Source organism: Streptomyces sp. NPDC045956, assembly GCF_056430705.1.
The window spans coordinates 327849-342155 of the sequence record NZ_JBWKKZ010000003.1 but is presented as its reverse complement, the minus strand read 5'-3'; the positions used below and the strand labels follow the sequence as shown (position 1 = coordinate 342155).

General features: G+C 74.4%; 10 protein-coding genes. 1 reads left to right on the top strand and 9 read right to left on the bottom strand.

Translation table 11 applies throughout. The features are described from left to right. Positions 1 to 28: 28 nt before the first annotated feature. The 9 genes from AC07FV_RS10520 to AC07FV_RS10480 all read right to left on the bottom strand — a co-directional run bounded on the left by AC07FV_RS10520 (position 29) and on the right by AC07FV_RS10480 (position 13050). Positions 29 to 1459, bottom strand: coding sequence for an extracellular catalytic domain type 1 short-chain-length polyhydroxyalkanoate depolymerase (locus AC07FV_RS10520; protein ID WP_479086167.1), 1431 nt, complete (start codon positions 1457 to 1459; stop codon positions 29 to 31). 341 nt (positions 1460 to 1800) lie between these two features. Continuing rightward, positions 1801 to 4284, bottom strand: coding sequence for an SWIM zinc finger family protein (locus tag AC07FV_RS10515; protein ID WP_479086165.1), 2484 nt, complete (start codon positions 4282 to 4284; stop codon positions 1801 to 1803). After that, a complete protein-coding gene (locus AC07FV_RS10510) occupies positions 4281 to 7250 on the bottom strand; it encodes a DEAD/DEAH box helicase (protein WP_479086642.1) in 2970 nt (989 codons plus the stop codon). Before AC07FV_RS10510 ends, AC07FV_RS10515 begins: the two co-directional genes overlap by 4 nt. 136 nt (positions 7251 to 7386) lie before the next feature. Further along, the gene (locus AC07FV_RS10505; RefSeq protein ID WP_479086163.1) at positions 7387 to 7968 is read right to left on the bottom strand and encodes a sugar kinase; all 582 of its coding nucleotides are present in this window, start codon (positions 7966 to 7968) and stop codon (positions 7387 to 7389) included. Continuing rightward, the gene (locus AC07FV_RS10500; protein WP_383639423.1) at positions 7965 to 9113 is read right to left on the bottom strand and encodes an ROK family glucokinase; all 1149 of its coding nucleotides are present in this window, start codon (positions 9111 to 9113) and stop codon (positions 7965 to 7967) included. Before AC07FV_RS10500 ends, AC07FV_RS10505 begins: the two co-directional genes overlap by 4 nt. Before the next feature lie 143 nt (positions 9114 to 9256). After that, positions 9257 to 10048, bottom strand: a complete 792-nt coding sequence (locus AC07FV_RS10495; protein ID WP_366766366.1) for an ATP-binding cassette domain-containing protein — start codon at positions 10046 to 10048, stop codon at positions 9257 to 9259. After that, positions 10045 to 11085 (bottom strand): ABC transporter permease, encoded by a 1041-nt coding sequence (locus AC07FV_RS10490; RefSeq protein WP_479086160.1) that lies wholly within the window; start codon positions 11083 to 11085, stop codon positions 10045 to 10047. The genes AC07FV_RS10495 and AC07FV_RS10490 overlap by 4 nt, the downstream gene beginning before the upstream one ends. Continuing rightward, positions 11082 to 12086 (bottom strand): sugar ABC transporter substrate-binding protein, encoded by a 1005-nt coding sequence (locus AC07FV_RS10485; protein WP_479086158.1) that lies wholly within the window; start codon positions 12084 to 12086, stop codon positions 11082 to 11084. The genes AC07FV_RS10490 and AC07FV_RS10485 overlap by 4 nt, the downstream gene beginning before the upstream one ends. A gap of 226 nt (positions 12087 to 12312) precedes the next feature. Then, positions 12313 to 13050 carry a myo-inositol degradation transcriptional regulator gene (locus AC07FV_RS10480; RefSeq protein WP_383639904.1) on the bottom strand — a complete coding sequence of 246 codons (738 nt, stop codon included), beginning with the start codon at positions 13048 to 13050 and terminating at the stop codon, positions 12313 to 12315. Positions 13051 to 13179: 129 nt separating this feature from the next. On the opposite strand from AC07FV_RS10480, the gene AC07FV_RS10475 reads away from it, so the two are divergent. Further along, positions 13180 to 14211: a Gfo/Idh/MocA family protein gene (locus AC07FV_RS10475; RefSeq protein WP_479086156.1), complete on the top strand. Its 1032-nt coding sequence runs from the start codon at positions 13180 to 13182 to the stop codon at positions 14209 to 14211. Positions 14212 to 14307 lie beyond the last annotated feature (96 nt).

Here is a 14307-nt window from a genome sequence, read left to right as displayed (position 1 = left end):
CCCGGGGGCCGGGGACCGCTCGGGGTGCTCAGACCGGGCAGCCCGAGTCGGCGACCACGTAGTGGCCGGGTGAGGTCTGCTGGAGCGTGCGGGTGGTGAACGTGTTCCACAGGCCCATGGGTTGGCCCGAGCCACGGGCGTAGGCCCGGCCGCCCTCCGCGTAGGCCCGGCCGGCGACGGTGTGGTCGTAGTTGCTCGCCGTGTGGCACGTGGGCGTGAACCCGGTGGTGGTCGCGGCGACCGCGGACGAGGGCGGGCCCGCCGCGCCCGCGGCGTCGACGGCGGTCACCGTGTAGCGGTACGTGCTGCCGGACGCGAGGCCCGTGTCGGTGTGGCCGGTCGACGCGGTGGTCGCGATCCGGGCGCCGCCGCGGAGCACTGCGTACGAGGTCGCCCCGGGGACGGCGTTCCAGCCGAGGGTGACCGAGGTGGCGGTGGTCCCGGTGACGGCCAGTCCGGTGGGAGCGGGGAGCGGGCCGGGCTCCTCGCCGCCACCGCCGCCGTCGCCGTCCAGCCCCCAGAAGCGGGCGGTGTGGTGGCTGGAGCAGATGGTGTCGAGGTAGTAGGCACCGGTGGCTCCGCACTGCTCGGCGCCGCCGCCGGGATCGACCGCGAGACCGTGGGCCATGCCGGAGACCGAGTAGACCTCGACCGCGGGCCGGCCGGAGGGGTCTTCGTAGACGGTCCGCGTGGTGCCTCCGGTGAGGGTGTCGGTGCGGGAGGGCGTCTGGCCGATGCCCCACACGTCGGTCCACTGGTCGCGCAGTTCCGTGGCGTTGGCGGGCCGGACGGTGGTGTCGGCGGTGCCCTGCCAGATCGCCACGCGCGGCCAGGAGGTGGTGCCCGCGGGGGCGGCGGAGCGGACCAGGTCGCCCCACTGGGCGGGCGTCCGGTCAGGCGGGCTGTACATGCAGGTGTAGGCCGCGCCCACACTGTCGGCGCAGGCGGCGGGGAGGCCGGAGGCGACGGCGCCGCCCGCGAAGACGTCGGGGTAGGCGGCGAGCAGGTTCGCCGTCATGCCGCCGCCGGCCGACAGGCCGGTGACGTAGACGCGTCCGGGGTCGCTGCCGTAGCGCGCGACGGCCTCCCCCACCATCTGTCGGACCGACAGCGCCTCGCCCCGGTCGCGCGCGCTGTCCCCCGGCTGGAACCAGTTGAAGCAGTTGTTGGCGTTGTTCGCGCTGCTCGTCTGGGGGAAGACCACCGCGAAGCCGTAGCGGTCGGCGACGGCGGGCCACCCGGAGTGGGCGTAGTAGTCGTTCGCGCTCTGGGTGCAGCCGTGCAGGGCGACCACGAGCGGCGCGTCGGAGCGCAGGGCGTCGGGCACGTACGCGTACATGGACAGGTTGCCCGGGTTGGTCCCGAAACCGGTGACCTGGGTGAGACCCGCGGCGGACGCCTGCGGGCCGGCGGCCACCAGGCCGGCGGTGAGGGCGAGGGCGCCTGCCGCGGCGGTCATCCACCTGCGGACGCCCGACGCGCGGGGGCGGCTCTTCGCGGAGCAGCGCGGGGGGCGCGGGGAAAGTGGGTGGTGCGGGGGGAGTGGGTGGTGCGGTTGTCCCATGTCGGCTGCCTCCTGGGATGGACACGCTGTGGACACGCTCCGGAACCGGCATCAGGGGTTTCCGGCGCCGGTGTCCGCGCATCATCCGGCGACGGCATCCCGAACGGCATGGACCGTGCGAACAGGGTGGCGGCGAGTGCTGTGTGACGGGCCTCCATGGCCTCGCCGGTGGCTCGGCGTGTATGTCCCCCGCCGGCCCCGCCGTCGGAAGCCGACCGTCCCGGACGGTGGACCGGTCAGGGGTCGCCGGCGCCGCCCAGGCCCGTCAGCGCGCCGACCGGGTCGAGGTCGGGGGTGCCGCGCGGCCACCAGTCGTCTCGGCCCGGCTCGGACTCGTAGGCGTACCAGAGGCCCGTCCGGCCCAGCCGGAGCTGTACGTGTCCCCGCGGGTGGGTCAGGTGGTTCCGCCAGGGGCGGAAGGCGGGGAGGTCCGCGGCGAGCAGCAGGGGGCGGGCCCGGTCGAAGCGGCCGGCCGGCGGGTCCCAGGGCTCCTCCAGGACGTCGAGTCCGTCCGGTCCGCCCTGGCGCCAGGCGGCCACCGCGCGCGCCAGCTCGGCGGTCTCCCGGCCGGCGGCCTGGGCGAGGGACGCGTAGAGCGCGCGGGTTCCCGCGGTGAGACCGGAGCCGGGGCGGGCCGCGGCGAGCCGGACGGCGTCCCGCCACAGCGTCAGCCCGCCGATCGGGTCGCGGCCCGTGATGAGGAGCGCGTGGGCGCGGGCGGCGGCGTCGGTGGCCAGCTGGTCCAGCGCGAACGGGTCTGGGCCGCCCGGTGCCGCCGGGTAGGCCGGCGGTTGCTCGGGGTGCGGGGGCGCGGGCAGCGGCGCCGGGAGGGGCGGCAGCACGCGCTCGGCCAGGGCGGCGGCGGCCCGCACTCCGGGCAGGGGCGCGGGCCCGCGGTCCTGGGCGGCGCGGGCGGCCCGGGCCGCGTTCCGCCGGGACAGGGCGTCCAGCAGCTCGCGTTCGCCCCGGCCGCGCAGCAGGAGCAGGACGAAGGGGTCGGCGTCGAGCAGGCGTGCCGTCTGGTAGCAGAGGGCGGCGGCGTGCTTGCAGGGGTGTCCGGAGTCCGGGCAGCTGCACTGCGGGGCGAGGTCGCCGGGGCCGGGCAGCAGGGGGACGCCGCAGTCGGCCAGGGAGTGGGGCAGCTCCTTGTCGAGGAGGGCGGCGATGTGCCCGGGCCGCTCGACGGCGGCGTCCAGGAACCCCTCCCAGCCCGCGTCGTCCAGCGTGCGCAGCCTCACCTGCACGCGGTACGGCCGGGGGCGGCTGCCCTGTACGTACGCGAGGACCAGCCCCGGGGTCACGGTGATCGCGTCGACGTGCCCCCGCTCGGCGTACCCCCTCCCGCGCGCCAGCCGCGCGGCGTCCAGGGCGCCCTCCTCCAACGCGGTCACCCACGCGTTTCCCCACCACGTCCCGGCGAAGCCCCCGCCCTGCGTCGACCCGGGCGGCAGAGCGGGGAAGGTACGCCGAAGCTCACCGTCCCGGCCGGGGGCCGCCATGGAGCGCGGGGTGCGGGGCGTGCCGGGCGGAGTGAGGGCGCCGGAAGGGGTGGGGGCGCCGGGGTCGCGGCGGTCCGCGGCTGCCGCGGAGGATGCGGACCGTACAGGGGGTACGGAAGGTGGCGATGGCCGCGACGGGACCGGCCGCGAACCCTTCGGCGCACGCTCCGGGTGCGCCGCCGCGCCGACCCGCGGCTGCGGCGGCTCGTGCGGTGGAGTGGCAGCGGCGGCGGGCGGCTGAGGAGACGTCGGTTCGGGGGGCGTCGGTTCGGGGGACGTCGGCTGCGCGGGCGGTGGCGTTTCGGCCGAGTCCGCGGGCCCGCCGGTGGGCTCACCGGAGGGCCAGGGCGCACCGGGCAGCGGTGCGGAGGGCAGGGGTTCCGCGGCAGGCGCGGCCGTCCCGGCGGGGTCGACGTCCGGCGGCAGCCGGAAGGCCTCCGCGGCGAAGTCCCGTACGGCGCGGGCGCGCGCGGCGGCAGGTGAACCGCCTGCCCCCTGCGGCCCCCGGGACGGTCGGGACGGTCGGTGCGAACTCGCCGCGCCCTTGAGCGCCGAGTCCACCCGCGCCTGCCGACGTGCCGCCCGCAGGGCCTCACGTGCCACATCGCCCGGTCGGGCCTCGCGTGCCGTATCCACCGGCCGACCGTCCGCGTCGTCGGCGGAAGGGTCCCCGGACGCGGGGGGTGTGCCGGCGCCGGTGGCCGTGGGCCGAGCGGGCCGGGTCGTCCCTCCTGGCCGGGCGGCTTCCCCGCCCGCAGCACCGGGTGTGTCCGGCCGCGGGCCGCTGGACGGGAGCGCCTCGGGTGCGGCTTCCGGTGTCGCCGTGACCGTCTTCGCGGTGCGGGCGTGACGCAGCGCGGCGCGCGCGACGTCCCCCGGGCGCGACCCGGTGTGCTCCCCCTCGGCCCGGTCCTGGTGCCCGCTCCGGTCCTGGTGCCCGCTCCGGTCCTGGTCGAGGTCCTGGCCGCGCTCCCCGTCACGGCCCTGGTCCCGGGCGGGGCCCTCCTGCTCCCGGAACGGGCGGCGGTGCAGGTTCTCGCAGTGGTCGTCCCTTTCGGTCTGCTCACCCGCCTGCTCACCCGTCGGCTCGGACGCCGCGGCGTGCGGGCCGGAGCGGGCGGCGTCGCCGTCCGCCGCCGCGGCGGGGTGCGCCGCCTCCTCACCTCGTTCGCGTGCCGCGCGCAGGGCGCGGCGGGCCTCGTCGGCGGGCCGGGGGGTCATGACGGCCGCCGCAGGGACACCAGGTCGGACAGCTCGCCGACGGTCAGCTCGGTGAGGGCCGACTCGCCCGAGCCGAGGACCGCGTCGGCCAGGGCCCGCTTGGACTGGAGCATCTCGGCGATGCGGTCCTCGACCGTGCCCTCCGTGATGAGGCGGTGGACCTGGACCGGCTGGGTCTGGCCGATGCGGTAGGCGCGATCGGTGGCCTGTTCCTCCACGGCCGGGTTCCACCAGCGGTCGAAGTGCACGACGTGACCCGCGCGGGTGAGGTTCAGGCCGGTGCCGGCGGCCTTGAGGGACAGGACGAGGACGGGCGTCGCCCCGCTCTGGAAGCGGTCCACCATGCGCTCCCGCTCGGGGACCGGCGTGCCGCCGTGCAGCAGGTCGACGGGGACCGCGCGGAGGGCCAGGTGGGAGGTGATGAGGCGGGCCATGCCGACGTACTGGGTGAAGACGAGGACCGAGCCGTCCTCGGCGAGGACCGTGTCCAGCAGCTCGTCCAGCAGTGCGAGTTTGCCGGAGCGGGCGCTCAGGCGGTCGCCGCCGCCCGGCGGATGCTCCTCCTTCAGGAACAGCGCGGGGTGGTCGCAGATCTGCTTCAGCGAGGTCAGCAGTTTGAGGACGAGGCCCCGGCGGCCCATGCCCTCGGCCGCCTCGATGGCCAGCATCGACTCCCGCACCACGGCCTCGTACAGCGAGGCCTGTTCGCGGGTGAGCGGGACGGGGTGGTCCGTCTCGGTCTTCGGGGGCAGCTCCGGGACGATGCCCGGGTCGGACTTCCGGCGGCGCAGCAGGAAGGGGCGGATGAGCCGGGCGAGGCGCTCCACCGCCTGCTCGTCCTCGCCGTTCTCCACCGCTCGGGCGTGCCGGGCGCGGAAGGACTTGAGGGGGCCGAGGAGGCCGGGGGTGGTCCAGTCGAGCAGGGCCCACAGCTCGGACAGGTTGTTCTCCACCGGGGTGCCGGTCAGGGCCACGCGTGCGGGGGACGGGATGGTGCGCAGGGCCTTCGCCGTCGCCGAGTACGGGTTCTTGACGTGCTGCGCCTCGTCCGCGACGAGCATGCCCCAGCGCTGCTCGGCCAGGGTGGCCGCGGCGGAGCGCATCGTGCCGTAGGTGGTGAGGACGAAGCCGCCGGCCACATCGTCCAGGGTGCGGTCGCTGCCGTGGAAGCGGCGGACGGGGACACCGGGCGCGAACCGGGTGATCTCCCGCTGCCAGTTCCCGAGGAGCGAGGCGGGGCAGACCACCAGCGTCGGTTCCGTCCGGGCCCGCTTGAGGTGCAGCGCGATGACCGTGACCGTCTTGCCGAGGCCCATGTCGTCGGCGAGGCAACCGCCCAGGCCGAGCGAGGTCATGAGGTCGAGCCAGGACAGGCCGCGGAGCTGGTAGTCGCGGAGGGTGGCGTGCAGGCCGGGCGGCGGTTCGGCGGGCCGTACGCCCGCCGTGAGCCGGTCGCGCAGGGCGGCCAGCGCGCCCACCGGCACCACCTCGACCGTCTCGCCGTCCGCCTCCGCGCTGCCGGTGAGGGCGACGGACAGGGCGTCGACCGGGTCGAGCAGGCCGAGGTCGCGCTTGCGGGCGCGGCGAACCAGGCCCGGGTCGACCAGCACCCACCGGTCGCGGAGCCGGACGACGGGGCGGTGGGCCTCCGCCAGGGTGTCCATCTCGGCCTCGGTGAGCGGGTCGCCGCCGATCGCGAGCTGCCAGCGGAACTGGAGGAGGTCCTCGCTCTCGAAGAAGCCGGTACCGTCCGTCGCCGAACCGGGCGCGGGCCGGACCACCGCGGTCGCGGTGAGGTCCTGGGCCAGGTCGCGGGGCCAGTGCACCGCGACCCCGGCGGCGGCGAGCCGGCCGGCGGCCACGCCCAGCAGGTCGGTGACCTCCTCCTCGGAGAGGCTGAGGACGTCGGGCACGTCCTGCTCGGCGAGCCGGTCGAGCGGCGGCCAGACGCGCGCCGCGCGCCGCACCGCGAGGGCGGCGTCCACGCGGGTGCGGGGACCGAACGCCGCGTCGGCCGCTCCCGACCACAGGTCCGCCGCGTCGGCCACCAGGGTGGGGTCGGCGAGGCTGTGGACCTGCACGATCGCGGCTCCGGCGCCACGCGCGCCGCCGCTGCCGTCGCCGTCCGTGTCGAACAGGTCGTAGGCCGACAGGTCCAGGCGGAGCGAGATCCGCACGCCCGCGTCCATGCCGGCGGCGACCTCGGCGGCCCAGTCGTGGGCGCCGGGCAGGTGCTGCGCCCCGCGCGCGGCGAAGGGGCGGCCCGAGGCGTGGGGCGCGGCCGGGGTGCGGGGCAGGGTGTCGGCGACGGCGTCCAGGAAGGCGCGGACCAGCGCTTCCGGCTCCGGTAGGCGGATCGGGCCCGGCCCGTCCAGCGGGACCGCGTGGCCCTCCGGGGGCAGGGCGGCGGCGACCGCCCGCAGGTGCGCGATGTCGTCGGGGTCCAGGGGGCCGGCCCGCCAGGCGTCGTGCCCGGTCGTCGTCAGGCCGGGCAGGAGCCGGCCGCGCGCGGTGAGCCGCAGGGCGTGCAGGGCCGCCGCTCCCCAGCAGGCGGTGGCCGGGTGGGCGGCCGGGTCGTGCCGGGCGCGCACCAGCAGGGGCAGGGCCTCACCGACCGGGAGGGACAGCGCGGGCGTCGTGCCGCGCCGCACCCCGGCGCCGTGGCGGCGTACGACGGTGAGTTCGGTGGGTTCGGTGGGGCGGGCGGTGCCGCCGGCGGCGGGAACGGCGGCGGGTCCCCCGCTGTCCGGCGGCGCGGTGGCGGCGGTGGTGAGGCCCGTCGCGGCGGACGCGGCGGAGTGGAGCCCCGAGGTGACGTCGCCGCCCTCCGGGTCCCAGAAGGCGATCCGTCCGTCGCGCGGGAGGCCGGCGGGGAGGAAGACGGCCGCGAGGCGGAGGGGGACGGACACCGGCTCCTGCGGCTGCCGCGGGCGTCCGCGCTCACGCGCTCGCCCGTCGGTCACCATGTCCACCACAGCCGTGTCGCTCATACGTCCTGTCACCTCCCGCCCGCGGGTCCGATCAACTGTCTTCGACTCTACGGGCGGGGTCTGACAATCGGCTCCGGCGGCCTGCCGGGGCCGGCTCGTCGCGGGCGCGGGGTCAGGGAACGGTGCGGGAGACCACGTAGACCATGGGGTAGTCCGGGTTCTCCATGTTCACGACGACGTCCTGGGTGGGCGCCGGGTCGCGCTGCTCGTTGACCAGGCCCCACCAGGAGCCGGACCCGCCGAACTCCCAGCCGGTGACCCGCTGGGCGCGGTCGCTGATGGCGATGTTGTCCCGCTTCAGGGTGTCCCGGTCGACGCCCAGTCCCGCGAGGAAGGCGTCGAGGCCGGCGCCGGTGGTCTCGAACTGGACGTAGAGGCGGCTGGTCTTCCAGTTGTTCGTCTCGTAGTAGGCGACCTCTTCGGAGGGGACCGGTACCGGGACCTCGTAGACGCGGCGCTGGAGCTTGGACGGCCAGCCCTCCGTCATGCCGGTCGCCGCGTACTTCGCCTCCTTCTCCCGGCCGCTGTCGCGGCTCTGGTTGGCGGAGATCACGAGGTAGCCGGCCGGAACGCCGATGAGCAGCACGATGATGAGCAGGGTGAGCGACCGGCGGCGGATCATGTGCCGGCGGTCCTCCACGGGGCGCTCCGGCTCGTCCGGCGGGCCGGCCTGCTGGGGCACGGAGTCCGTCACAGGGACTCCCGGGGCGTGCGGCGGGCCTCCGCGAAGCGCTCGTACCGCTCGTAGCGCTCCACCCGCCGCCGCTTGGCGCGGCGGAACCGGCGGGCGACCAGCCGGGCGAGGTCGGCGGCGCCCACCATGCCGGCCTCGGGGCCGAGCTGGGCGCGGACGATGCGGGCCTCCGGGCGGTAGCCCCGGCCGGTGAGCTGACGTTTGAAGGCGTCCCGCGCGGGGCCGATCAGCAGGTCGTCGGCGGCGCTGACGCCGCCGCCGATGACGAAGCAGGAGGGGTCGAGCGCGGCCGCGAGGTTCGCGATGCCCACGCCGAGCCACTGCCCGATGTCCTGGAGCAGCTCGATGCACATGGCGTCACCGTCGCGCGCCAGCTCGGTGATCATCGGGCCGGTGATGTCGCCGATGCTGCCCTTGACGTGCTCGATGATGCCGTACGCCACCGGCGAGTCCGCCGCGGCCAGCTCCCGGGCCTCCCTGACCAGCGCGTTGCCGGAGCTGTACTGCTCCCAGCACCCGCGGTTGCCGCACGGGCAGCGGTGGCCGCCGGGCACGACCTGCATGTGCCCGAACTCCCCGGCGACTCCGTACTTGCCCCGCTTGACCTGCCCGTCCTCCAGGATCGCGCCGCCGATGCCGGTGCCGAGCGTGATCATGACGAGGTGGTCCTCGCCGCGGCCGGCGCCGAAGCGCCACTCCGCCCAGGCCGCGGTGTTGGCGTCGTTGTCCACCAGGACGGGGACCGCGAGGCGGCCGGCGATGCGGTCGCGCAGCGGCTCGTTGCGCCAGGACAGGTGGGGGGCGAACAGCACGCGGTTGCGGTCGGCGTCGACCCAGCCCGCCGCGCCGATGCCGACGGCGTGCACGTCGTGCCGGTCGGAGAGGTCCAGGACCAGTTCGACGATGGTGTCCTCGACGACCTTGGGGCTCTTGGACTTGTCCGGGGTCTCGGTGCGGAGCTTCTCCAGGATGTTGCCGTCGGCGTCGACGACGCCCGCCATGACCTTCGTGCCGCCGATGTCGATGCCGACCGTGGGCACGCGGGGCGCCGTCAGGTGTGAGCGGCGTTCCCTCGTGCCCACGGTGCGCAGGACGGGGGCGCGGCGGGAGCCGATGGGGGCGGTGAAGTCGCGGTAGGTGCTCATCGGGTGCGATTGTGCCGCACGGTCATGCCGGGTGCCGAATGGACGGGGGCGGGTGGTGACCGTGTTCACCGTCGGCGGGTCCGTCCTGGCTGGTCGCGGACCCCCCGCGCCCCTCGCGGGACTCTCCGGCGATTCCCGCACGCCTAGCGGCGTTCCAGTTCGTGCCGCAGATCGTCCAGCTCCGTGCCGCCCGCCATCTGCCGTGTCAGCTCGTCCAGCGTGATGTCCTCGCGCTCGTGGTTGCCCACCATCGTGCCCCTCTTCAGGAGCACGAACCTGTCGCCCACCAGGTACGCGTGGTGCGGGTTGTGGGTGATGAGGACGACACCCAGGCCCTGGTCGCGGGCGGCGGCGACGTACTTCAGGACGACGCCGGACTGCTTCACGCCGAGGGCGGCGGTCGGCTCGTCCAGGACGAGCACCTTCGCGCCGAAGTGCACCGCGCGGGCGATCGCCACGCACTGGCGCTCACCGCCGGAGAGGGTGCCGATGGGCTGGTCGACGTCGCGCAGGTCGATGCCCATCCGCAGCAGCTCGGCACGCGTGGTGCGGCGCATGTGGTCGACGTCCATGCGCTTGAAGGGGGCGACGCCCTTGCGCGGCTCGGAGCCCAGGAAGAAGTTGCGCCAGACCGGCATGAGGGGGACGACGGCGAGATCTTGGTAGACGGTGGCGATGCCGCGGTCCAGGGCCTCGCGCGGGGAGGACAGGCTCGTCTCCTCGCCGTCCAGGCTCAGGGTGCCGCCGTCGTGCCGGTGCAGACCCGAGATGATCTTGATGAGGGTCGACTTGCCGGCGCCGTTGTCGCCGAGCACGCAGGTGATCTCGCCCGCCCGCACCTGGAGGGACACGCCCTCCAGGGCGCGGACGTTCCCGTAGTGCTTGCTGACGCCGGACAGCTCCACGAGGGGGGTGCGGCGTTCGGTCTGCGTCACTTGGTGGCCTCCGCGCGCTTGCGGACCCAGGCGTTGAGCAGGGTCGCGAGGAGCAGCATCGCTCCGAGGAAGAACTTGAACCAGTCGGGGTTCCACTCGGCGAAGACGATGCCCTTGCTGGTCATGCCGAAGATGAGCGCGCCGACCGCCGAGCCGACGGCGCTGCCGTAGCCGCCGGTGATCAGGCAGCCGCCGATGACGGCCGCGATGATGTAGATCAGCTCGTTGCCGACGCCCTCGCCGGACTGGACGACGTCGTACGAGAAGAGCAGGTGCTGGCCCGAGATCCAGGCGCCGAGGGCCACGCCCATGTACAGCCCGATCTTGGTCCTGGTGACCGGGACGCCGACCGCGCGCGCCGCGTCCTTGTTGCCGCCCACCGCGAAGATCCAGTTGCCGGCCCGGGTGCGCAGCAGGATCCAGCTGGCGACGGCGACCAGGGCGAGCCACCACAGGATGGTGACCTTGAAGCCGACGCCGCCGACGGTGAGCGTGGAGGCGAAGACGTCCCGGGCGGAGGGGAAGCCCTCCATGTCGGCGATCGTCTTGGTGGAGACGGTGCCGTCGATCAGCTTGGTGAAGCCGAGGTTCAGGCCGGTCAGCATCAGGAAGGTGCCGAGCGTGATGATGAAGCTGGGCAGTTTCGTGCGGGTGAGCATGTAGCCGTTGAAGGCGCCGATGGCGAGGGTGACCAGCAGGGACACGGCCACGCCCACCCAGACGTTGGCGGTCATCTGGTAGCTGAACATCGACGACACCAGCGCCGACGAGGTGACCATGACGCCCGCCGAGAGGTCGAACTCGCCGCCGATCATCAGCAGCGCCACCGGGACGGCCATGATGCCGATCGTGGAGGCGGCGTAGAGCACCGTGCTGAGGCTGGCGGCGTGCAGGAAGCTGTCGGCGAAGAAGGCGAAGAAGAGGAAGACCGCGATCGCGCCGACGACGGAGCCCAGCTCGGGGCGGCCCAGCAGTTTTCGCAGCGGAGAGGACTGAAGAATCCTTTCGTCAGCATCCTTCGTCTGCGTCGCGCTCATCGGGTGCCCCGCCTCGTGTAGTCGCCCAGCGCGGCGGCGTCGTCCTTGGTGATGATCTGCGGCCCGGTGAGCACCGGCCGGCCACCGCCGAGGACGTCGGCGTTGTACCGGTAGAGCCACAGCAGGTCGACGGCCTCGTAGCCCTGGAGGTAGGGCTGCTGGTCGACGGCGAAGCCGAGGCTGCCGTCCTCCAGTCCGGCGGCGACCTTGGCGTTGAGGTCGAAGGTGTCGATCTCGGCCTCGCTGTTCGCGCCCTGCTTGGCCTTCACGGCGGTGTCCGCGTAGGGGGCGCCCAGGGTGACGACCGCGTCCAGGGACGAGTCGGTCTGGAGCTTGGCCTCGATGGCGGACTGCACGTCCGGCATGCTGGTGCCGTTGACGTAGAGCCGCTCGGTCTTCCCGTCGAAGGTCTTCTCCACGCCGTCGCAGCGCTGCTCGTGGCCGACGTTGCCCTGCTCGTGGAGGACGCAGATCGCCTTCTTGCGGCCGCGTTCGTTCAGCTCCTCGCCGACGGCCTCGCCGGCGATCGTCTCGTCCTGGCCGATGTGGGTGAGGGCGCCGAACGCCTTGGACTCCTCGGAGCCCGAGTTCACGGTGACCACCGGGATGCCGGCCTTCCGCGCGCGGTCCAGCGCGGACTTCATGGCATCGGGCTTGGCGAGCGTGACGATGATCCCGTCGACCTTCTTGTCGATCGCCGCGTCGACGAGCTGCGCCTGCTGCTGGGCCTCGTCGTCGTGGGAGTACAGGAAGTTGATGTTGTCCTTGACGGCGGCCTGCTCGGCACCGCTCTGGACGATGTCCCAGAAGGTGTCGCCATCACCCGAGTGAGTGATCATCGCGAAGGTCCAGCGGGGGGTGTCCACCGCGGCCCTCCCCTGGGCGGAGGCGGCCTTGCGGGCGTCCTCGGCGCGCTTGCCTCCCGTGCTGCTGCACCCGGCCAGGGACACCGACAGTGCCCCTGCCAGCGCGATGCCCACCCATGTCCGAAACCGTGCCACGAGGCCGTGCCCTTCTTGCCGTGCCGTGCTGTGCCGTGCTGTGCCGTGCTGTGCCGTTGCTGTGCGTGCCGGGCGTCGGCCGACGCCCGCCCGGGATCCGGAAATCCCAAACGCCCCATTGTCCGACACACAAGCGGAGCACATGCCTCCGGGGAGTGCGACGACGGTCACATTGTCCGGACATTGAGACGAACCCGCACGGCGGGACCGCCGCCGGACGGCCCCGTCAGGGCCGCACGAGCAGCTGGAACTCGAAGGAGTAGCGGGACGGGCGGTAGGTGTGCGTGCCGAACTCGACCGCGCGTCCCGTGTCGTCGAACGTCGTCCGCTCCATGGTCAGCAGGGGGGCGCCGACGTCCTCGCCGAGCCGTTCGGCCTCGTCGGCGGTGGCGGCGCGGGCGCCGATGGACTGGCGGGCGCTGTGCAGGGTGATCCCGGCGGCGCGCATCAGCCGGTACAGGCCGGTGGCCTCCAGCTGTCCGGTGTCCAGGTCGACGAGGCCGGGCGGCAGGTGGTTGCAGAGGTACGCCATCGGCTCCCCGTGCGCCAGCCGGAGCCGCTCCACCCGGTGCACGTCGCTCTCCTGGGCCACGCCGAGCGCGGCGGCGACCTCCGCGGTCGCCGGGACGACGGTGTTGACCAGGACGTTCGTCGCCGGGCGCTGTCCCGCCGCCTCCAGGTCGTCGTAGAGACTGCTGAGTTCGAGCGGGCGCTTGACCTTGCTGTGCACGACCTGGGTGCCGACGCCCCGGCGGCGCACGAGCAGGCCCTTGTCGACGAGCGACTGGATGGCCTGGCGGACGGTGGGCCGGGACAGACCGAGCCGCGCGGCCAGCTCGATCTCGTTGCCCAGCAGGCTGCCGGGGGTCAGCGCACCGTGCTCGATCGCGGCCTCCAGCTGCTGCGACAGCTGGAAGTACAGCGGCACGGGGCTGCTGCGATCCACGCTGAGGTCCAGCGACACGGTCGGGTCCACTTCTGGTTTCGGCACGCGCCGAGCGTAGCTCCGTGCGCTGGTGACGGGAAGTTGTGTAGTTCGATTGTCCGGACATACGCATTGACAGGGCGTACGCTGTGCGCCCACTTTGATTCCATGCGCATCGGGGTCATCGGTACGGGCCGCATCGGCACCGTTCACGCCAACACGCTCAGCCGCCACCGCGACGTCGGGTCCCTGATCCTCACGGACGCCGACCTCGGGCGGGCCCAGGATCTGGCCCACCGGCTCGGCGAGACGGCGGCCCCCGGCGTGGACGAGATCTTCCGGTGGGGCGTGGACGCCGTGGTGATCACGACGGCCACCGCGGCCCACGCCGAACTGATCGGTCGGGCAGCACGCTCGGGGCTGCCGGTGTTCTGCGAGAAGCCCATCGCGCTGGACGTACCCGGCACGCTCCAGGCGATCGCCGAGGTGGAGACCGCCGGGACGGTCCTCCAGATGGGGTTCCAGCGGCGCTTCGACGCCGGCTACACGGGAGCCCGCGAGGCGGTGCGGTCCGGACGGCTCGGTCGGCTGCACACCGTCCGGGCGGTGACGAGCGACCAGGCGCCGCCGCCGCCGGCGTACCTGCCGCAGTCCGGCGGGCTCTACCGGGACACCCTCATCCACGACTTCGACATCCTGCGCTGGGTGACCGGGCGGGAGGTCACCGACGTCTACGCGGCCGGTTCCGACGCCGGGCCGCCGATGTTCCGCGCGGCGGACGACGTGGACACGGGCGCGGCGCTGCTCACGCTGGACGACGGCACGCTGGCCACGGTGACCGCGACGCGGCTGAACGGCGCGGGGTACGACGTGCGCATGGAGCTGGCCGGGGAGCTGGACCAGATCGTCGTCGGTCTCGACGACCGTACGCCGATCGCCTCGACCGAGCCGACCGGGCCGCCGGCCGCGGACAAGCCGTGGACCGGCTTCGTGGAGCGGTTCGGGCCCGCCTACGAGGCGGAGCTGGCGACCTTCGTGGAGGTCGTGCGCGGCGAGCGGGCCAACCCGTGCGACGGGCGCGAGGCGCTGCGGGCCCTGCTGATCGCCGAGGCCTGTGAGATCTCCCGGCGGGAGCGCAGAGCCGTGCGGCCGGCGGAGGTCCCCGGCGCCGGTACCTCCTGGGCGTCCGCGGCGGAGTGAGGCGGGCCGCCGGGTGGACGCCGGGGCCCGGCGTCCGAGCCTCGGCGGCAGGACCCCGACGTCCGAGCCTCGGATGCGGGCCCCGGCGTCGGAGCC

What these genes read in the sequence shown, in the direction of transcription:
- AC07FV_RS10520 (WP_479086167.1), bottom strand. Translation starts at nt 1,459, where the DNA reads ATGACCGCCGCGGCAGGCGCCCTCGCCCTCACCGCCGGCCTGGTGGCC.
- AC07FV_RS10515 (WP_479086165.1), bottom strand. Translation starts at nt 4,284, where the DNA reads ATGACCCCCCGGCCCGCCGACGAGGCCCGCCGCGCCCTGCGCGCGGCA.
- AC07FV_RS10510 (WP_479086642.1), bottom strand. Translation starts at nt 7,250, where the DNA reads ATGGTGACCGACGGGCGAGCGCGTGAGCGCGGACGCCCGCGGCAGCCG.
- AC07FV_RS10500 (WP_383639423.1), bottom strand. Translation starts at nt 9,113, where the DNA reads ATGAGCACCTACCGCGACTTCACCGCCCCCATCGGCTCCCGCCGCGCC.
- AC07FV_RS10490 (WP_479086160.1), bottom strand. Translation starts at nt 11,085, where the DNA reads ATGAGCGCGACGCAGACGAAGGATGCTGACGAAAGGATTCTTCAGTCC.
- AC07FV_RS10475 (WP_479086156.1), top strand. Translation starts at nt 13,180, where the DNA reads ATGCGCATCGGGGTCATCGGTACGGGCCGCATCGGCACCGTTCACGCC.